The 6,711-nt window shown below is 71.4% G+C and carries 7 protein-coding genes; 6 read left to right on the forward strand and 1 reads right to left on the reverse strand.

Annotation, left to right across the window (positions count from 1 at the left end):
- Positions 1-21: 21 nt before the first annotated feature.
- Complete coding sequence (locus ACZ4XD_RS00980) at positions 22-843, forward strand: serine hydrolase domain-containing protein (protein WP_468036905.1); 822 nt, start codon at positions 22-24, stop codon at positions 841-843.
- Between the two features lie 48 nt (positions 844-891).
- On the opposite strand, the gene ACZ4XD_RS00985 is transcribed toward ACZ4XD_RS00980, so the two are convergent.
- Complete coding sequence (locus tag ACZ4XD_RS00985; RefSeq protein ID WP_468036907.1) at positions 892-1,563, reverse strand: pirin family protein; 672 nt, start codon at positions 1,561-1,563, stop codon at positions 892-894.
- Between the two features lie 57 nt (positions 1,564-1,620).
- Between ACZ4XD_RS00985 and ACZ4XD_RS00990 the strand changes: the two genes are divergently transcribed.
- The 5 genes from ACZ4XD_RS00990 (at position 1,621) to fabF (ending at position 6,592) form a co-directional block, all read left to right on the forward strand.
- Positions 1,621-2,805 carry a PucR family transcriptional regulator gene (locus ACZ4XD_RS00990; RefSeq protein WP_018088053.1) on the forward strand — a complete coding sequence of 395 codons (1,185 nt, stop codon included), beginning with the start codon at positions 1,621-1,623 and terminating at the stop codon, positions 2,803-2,805.
- Positions 2,806-2,894: 89 nt separating this feature from the next.
- Entirely contained in the window at positions 2,895-3,836 is a 942-nt protein-coding gene (locus tag ACZ4XD_RS00995; protein ID WP_468036909.1) for an ACP S-malonyltransferase, read from the forward strand.
- A gap of 13 nt (positions 3,837-3,849) precedes the next feature.
- Positions 3,850-4,896 carry a ketoacyl-ACP synthase III gene (locus ACZ4XD_RS01000; RefSeq protein ID WP_423606879.1) on the forward strand — a complete coding sequence of 349 codons (1,047 nt, stop codon included), beginning with the start codon at positions 3,850-3,852 and terminating at the stop codon, positions 4,894-4,896.
- Positions 4,897-5,001: 105 nt separating this feature from the next.
- On the forward strand, positions 5,002-5,250 hold the full coding sequence (locus ACZ4XD_RS01005; RefSeq protein ID WP_030991425.1) for an acyl carrier protein: 249 nt from the start codon (positions 5,002-5,004) through the stop codon (positions 5,248-5,250).
- 76 nt (positions 5,251-5,326) lie between these two features.
- A complete protein-coding gene (gene fabF, locus ACZ4XD_RS01010) occupies positions 5,327-6,592 on the forward strand; it encodes a beta-ketoacyl-ACP synthase II (RefSeq protein WP_468036912.1) in 1,266 nt (421 codons plus the stop codon).
- Positions 6,593-6,711: the final 119 nt, after the last annotated feature.

Below are 6,711 nucleotides of genomic sequence, written 5' to 3' on the forward strand. Positions count from 1 at the left end.
GGGAACGTTAGGCTCGTGGGCATGCAGAGCCTGCGGATGATCGAGAACTGGCCGGTGCCCACCGCTGCGGCCGCCGTCGTACGAGCCGATGGGTCGGTGGCCGGATCGTACGGCCCCCTGGAGCAGCGATTCCCGCTGGCGTCCGTGACCAAGCCGCTGGCCGCGTACGCCGCGCTGCTGGCCGTCGAGGAGGGCGCCGTCGAGCTGGACGAACCGGCCGGGCCCGAGGGATCCACGGTCCGTCATCTGCTCGCCCACACCTCGGGGCTGGCCTTCGACGAGCAGCGCACGATGGCCGCTCCCGGCACCCGCCGGATCTACTCCAACGCCGGTTTCGAGGCGCTGGGCGATCACATAGCCAAGGCCACCGACATCCCCTTCGCGCAGTATCTGCACGAGGCGGTGCTCGCACCGCTCGGGATGACCGCGACGGAGCTGCCCGGCTCGCCCGCCAAGGACGGCGTCTCCACGGTCGCCGACCTGATCCGGTTCGCGGCCGAGCTCCAGGCGCCCCGGCTGCTCGCGCCGCAGACGCTGGCGGCCGCGACGCAGGTCGCCTTCCCCGGTCTGGCGGGTGTGCTGCCGGGCTACGGGCACCAGAAGCCCAACGACTGGGGGCTGGGCTTCGAGATCCGTGACGGCAAGTCACCGCACTGGACGGGTGCGTCGTCCTCGCCCCGTACGTTCGGGCACTTCGGACAGTCCGGGACGTTCCTGTGGGTGGACCCGGACGCCGGCGCGGCCTGTGTGGCGCTGGCCGACCGGGCCTTCGGGCCGTGGGCGATCGAGGCCTGGCCGCCGCTGACGGACGCGGTGCTCGCCGAGCTGGCCGAGACCGCCTGACCCGGCCGGACGTGCCCCGCGGTACCGGTCGCCCGGTACCGCGCCGGCTCACCCGTACGCCGGCTCCGGCCCCATCTCCCAGACCAGGCACTCCGCCGCCGCCAGCCCCCGCAGCTCCAGGCCCTCCCCGTCGGTGATCCGCGCCGCGTCGCCGGGCTCCAGGCACGCGTCGCCCAGCCGTACGGCGCCGCGGACCACATGCACATAGGCGCGTGCGGCATCCGGCACCGCGGTGCGCTCACCGTCGGCGAGGCGGCGCACATGCAGCAGGGCACCGGCCCGCGGCACCGCGTACGGGGTGCCGTCGGCGATCCCGCGCACCACCTCGTACGACGGCTCCCCGCCGGCCTCCTGCGGGGTCAGCCACATCTGGACGAAGCACAGCGGCCCGGCGCCGTCGTTGCGCTCCACGTGCCGGACGCCGCCCGCCGAGCTGAGCCGCTGGAGATCGCCGGGACGTACGGTGGTCTCGTGGCCCGCCGAATCGCGGTGGGTCAGCTCCCCTTCGACCACCCAGGTCACGATCTCCGTGTCGCGGTGCGGGTGCTCGTCGAATCCGGCGCCCGCCGCCAGCCGCTCCTCGTTGCAGGCGACCAGCGCGCCGAAACGCAGATTCTCCGGGTCGAAATGGGGCCCGAAGGAGAACGCGTGCCGCGACACGATCCCGGCCTCCGCGTCCCCGCCCGGATACCGTTCATGGCCTCTCAGCACCTGAATCATGGGCCCACGGTAGCCCCGCCCCCTCACCTCCCCGCCCCGATAGTGCAGGCTTGTCCCGTGTCTGAACCCGCATCGCGCGACGCGCACCCGCACTCCGCGACCCTCCGGCGCCTGGAGAATTCGTCCGGCAAGCTGGCGGCCGCCGCCATCGCCCGCATGGACGCCACACTGCCGTGGTACCGCGCGATGCCCCCGGAGAATCGTTCCTGGATCGGCCTGGTGGCGCAGGCCGGTATCGCCGCTTTCACCGAATGGTTCCGGCATCCGGAGACCCCCCAGGCGATCAGCACCGATGTCTTCGGGACGGCGCCGCGCGAGCTGACCCGGGCGATCACGCTGCGGCAGACCGTGGAGATGGTCCGTACGACCATCGAGGTCATGGAGTCCGCGATCGACGAGGTCGCGGCCCCGGGCGATGAGTCCGTGCTGCGCGAGGCGCTGCTGGTCTACGCCCGGGAGATCGCCTTCGCCACCGCCCAGGTCTACGCCCAGGCGGCCGAGGCCCGCGGCGCCTGGGACGCCCGGCTGGAGTCCCTCGTGGTCAACGCGGTGCTGTCGGGGGAGGCCGACGAGGGCGCGGTCTCCCGTGCGGCGGCGCTGGGCTGGAACTCCCCCGAGCATGTGTGTGTGGTGCTGGGCACCGCGCCGGACGGGGACAGCGAGCTGACCGTGGAGGCGATCCGGCGGGCCGCCCGGCACGCCAAGCTCCAGGTCCTGACCGGTGTACTGGGCTCCCGTCTGGTGGTGATCGCGGGCGGCTCGGACAATCCGCTGAAGGCCGCGAAGGCCCTGATCGGCCCGTATGCCGCCGGACCCGTGGTGGCCGGCCCGGTCGTCTCCGATCTGCTGGCCGCGACCCGCTCGGCGCAGGCCGCCGCCGCCGGACTGCGGGCCTGTGCCGCCTGGCCGGACGCCCCGCGGCCGGTGCTCGCGGACGATCTGCTGCCGGAGCGCGCGATGGCCTCCGACCCGGTCGCGCGCGAGCAGTTGGTGGAGGAGATCTACAGACCGCTGGAGGAAGCCGGGTCGGCGCTGCTCGAAACGCTGAGCGTCTACCTGGAGCAGGCGAGCAGTCTGGAGGGGGCCGCCAGGATGCTCTTCGTGCACCCCAACACCGTGCGCTATCGGCTGCGACGTGTGACCGACGTCACCGGCTGGTCACCCTCTGATGTGCGCTCGGCGTTCACCCTCCGTATCGCGTTGATTCTGGGGCGTCTGGCTGACGGTGAGGCCCAACCCTAGACTTTTGTCGGACACCAACAATTCCCCCGATGGTTCTTCGTCCTTGTCCCCACGGGCGGGCGGAACCACCCACAAGAGAGAGTGTGAGGGTGCTCGTACTCGTCGCTCCCGGCCAAGGCGCTCAGACGCCCGGCTTCCTGACTCCCTGGCTCGACCTCCCCGGTGTCGAGGACCGGCTCCGCGCCTGGTCGGCCGCCATTGATCTGGACCTGGTCCACTACGGCACGAAGGCGGACGAGGAGGAGATCCGTGACACCGCGGTGGCGCAGCCGCTGCTGGTGGCCTCCGCCCTGCTCTCCGCCCGTCAGCTGTTCGCCACGACCGACGACGTCGCCACGCAGACCGGCGCGGTGGCCGGCCACAGCGTCGGTGAGCTGGCCGCCGCCGCACTGGCCGGCACGCTGTCCGACGAGGCCGCGATGCAGCTGGTGCGCCGGCGCGGCCAGGCGATGGCCGAGGCCGCCGCCGTCACCGAGACCGGTATGGCCGCGCTGCTGGGCGGCGACGAGGCAGTGGTCATCCCGCATCTGGAGCAGCTGGGCCTGACTCCGGCGAATGTGAACGGCGCCGGCCAGATCGTTGCCGCGGGCACCGCCGAGCAGATCGCCGCACTGGTCGAGAACAAGCCGGAAGGCACTCGCCGGGTCGTACCGCTGAAGGTGGCCGGCGCGTTCCATACTCACCACATGGCACCCGCCGTCTCGGCCCTGGAATCCGCGACCACCCAGCTGTCGGTCGCCGATCCGCGCACCCGCTACGTCTCCAACAAGGACGGCGCGCTGGTCTCCTCCGGCCAGGACCTGGTGCGGCGGCTGGTGGGCCAGGTGGCCAACCCCGTGCGCTGGGACCTGTGCATGGAGACCTTCAAGGAGCTCGGGGTCACCACGCTCATCGAGGCGGCTCCCGGCGGCACGCTCACCGGCCTGGCCAAGCGCGCCCTGCCCGGCGTGCGGACCCTCGCCCTCAAGACGCCCGACGACCTCGACGCGGCCCGCACGCTGCTCGCCGAGCAATCCGCCCCGGCCGAATAGGAGTCCGCAGCGCATGACCTCGAAGATCAAGCCCTCGAAGGGCGCACCGTACGCGCGGATCATGGGCGTCGGCGGCTACCGCCCGACGCGTGTCGTGCCGAACGAGGAGATCCTCAAGCACATCGACTCGTCCGACGAGTGGATCCGCTCGCGGTCCGGTATCGCGACCCGCCACTGGGCGGGCCCCGAGGAGACCGTGGCGACCATGTCGGTCGAGGCGTCCGGCAAGGCCATCGCCGACGCCGGGATCACGCCCGAGCAGATCGGCGCCGTGATCGTCTCCACGGTGTCGCACTTCAAGCAGACCCCGGCGATCGCGACCGAGATCGCGCACCGTATCGGTGCCGGCAAGCCGGCCGCGTTCGACATCTCGGCGGGCTGTGCGGGCTTCGGCTACGGACTCACTCTGGCCAAGGGCCTGGTGACCGAGGGCTCGGCGGAGTATGTGCTGGTCCTCGGCGTGGAGCGGCTCTCGGACCTGACCGACCTGGAGGACCGCGCGACGGCCTTCCTCTTCGGTGACGGGGCCGGTGCGGTGATCGTCGGCCCGGCCGACGTGCCCGCGATCGGCCCGACGGTCTGGGGCTCGGAGGGCGACAAGTCCGAGACCATCAAGCAGACCCTCGGCTGGGACGTCTACCGCCCCACCCCGGTCCCCGGAGGAGACGCGCCCGAGGGCCGCCCCGCTCCGGAGGAGGTCCGCTACCCCGCCATCACCCAGGAGGGCCAGGCGGTCTTCCGGTGGGCGGTGTTCGAGATGGCGAAGGTCGCCCAGCAGGCGCTGGACGCGGCCGGAGTCAGCCCGGACGACCTGGACGTCTTCATTCCGCACCAGGCCAACATGCGGATCATCGACTCGATGGTGAAGACTCTGAAGCTGCCGGAGAGCGTCACGGTCGCCCGCGACGTGGAGACCACCGGCAACACCTCGGCCGCCTCCATTCCGCTCGCCATGGAGCGGCTGTTGGCGACCGGACAGGCCAAGAGCGGCGACACCGCGCTGGTCATCGGCTTCGGGGCGGGTCTCGTCTACGCCGCGACGGTGGTTACCCTCCCCTAGGCAAGATCTGCGCAGCACCGTACGTCCCCGGACGTCCCGGCCGTCGCAAGGATCTTCACCGCAAGTAACGCAGTTTCCCCTTAAAATGACCGAAGGAGCGCCATCATGGCCGCCACTCAGGAAGAGATCGTCGCCGGTCTCGCCGAGATCGTGAACGAGATCGCCGGGATCCCCACCGAGGACGTCCAGGTGGACAAGTCCTTCACCGACGACCTGGACGTTGACTCGCTGTCCATGGTCGAGGTCGTCGTCGCCGCCGAAGAGCGCTTCGACGTGAAGATCCCGGACGACGACGTCAAGAACCTCAAGACGGTCGGCGACGCGACCGAGTACATCCTCAAGCACCAGAGCTGATCCAGCTCTGCGCATGTCGCCACCCCGCGGTGGCGCCGTCGATTCCAACCCCTCTACCCGTGGAGTAAGAATTCCCGTGAATGCGACCAATCGCACCGTGGTCGTCACCGGTATCGGCGCAACCACACCGCTGGGTGGCGACACCGCTTCGACCTGGGAGGCCCTGCTCGCCGGACGCTCCGGTGTCAGCACCCTCGAACAGGACTGGGCCGCCGATCTGCCGGTGCGTATCGCCGGGCAGATCGCCGTGGAGCCCACCGAGATCATTCCGCGTCCGCAGGCCCGCAAGCTGGACCGCTCGGCGCAGTTCGCGCTCGTCGCGGCCCAGGAGGCCTGGAAGGACGCGGGCTTCACCGCCAAGGCGGGCGAGGACACCGCGGTCAACCCCGACCGTCTGGGCGCCGTCATCGCCTCCGGTATCGGCGGTGTGACGACCCTGCTCGACCAGTACGACGTGCTCAAGGAGAAGGGCGTACGCCGCGTCTCCCCGCACACCGTGCCGATGCTGATGCCGAACTCGCCGTCCGCGAACGTCGGCATCGAGTTCAACGCCCGGGCCGGGGTGCACACGCCGGTCTCGGCGTGCGCGTCGGGTGCCGAGGCCATCGGCTACGCGATCGAGATGATCCGCTCCGGCCGTGCCGACGTCGTCGTCGCGGGTGGCACGGAGGCCGCCATCCACCCGCTGCCGATCGTCGCGTTCGGCAACATGATGGCGATGTCCAAGAACAACGACGACCCGCAGGGCGCCTCCCGCCCCTGGGACGTCGACCGCAACGGCTTCGTGCTCGGCGAGGGCGCGGGCGTGATCGTCCTGGAGTCCGAGGAGCACGCCAAGGCCCGCGGCGCCAAGATCTACGCGGAGGCCGTCGGCCAGGGCATCTCGGCCGACGCGCACCACATCACGCAGCCCGAGCCGTCCGGCAACGGCATCGCGGCGGCGCTGCAGAACCTCCTCGACAACACCGACCTCCAGCCCGCCGAGATCGTGCACGTCAACGCGCACGCCACCTCGACGCCGGCCGGTGACGTCGGTGAGCTCCGGGCGCTGCGCAAGGCGTTCGGTGACGACGTCGACCACATGGCCATCACCAGCACGAAGTCGATGACCGGTCACCTCCTGGGTGGCGCGGGCGGCATCGAAACGGTGGCCACCGTCCTCGCGCTCAAGAACCGTGTCGCCCCGCCGACGATCAACATCGACCAGCTCGACCCGGAGGCCGACGCGGACATCGTCCGTGGCGAGCCCCGGCAGCTGCCGACCGAGGGCCGGATCGTGGCGCTGAACGACTCGTTCGGCTTCGGCGGCCACAACGTGGTGCTGGCCTTCCGTTCGGTCTGAGGCACGCTCAGCGGGCCCTGGGGGGGGGGGGGGGGGGGGGGGGGGGGGGGGGGGGGGGGGGGGGGGTGGGGGGGTGGGGGGGGGGGGGGGGGGGAAGGGGGGAGGATGTATGGTAGGGT

The organism is Streptomyces sp. NPDC029466 (assembly GCF_055574515.1).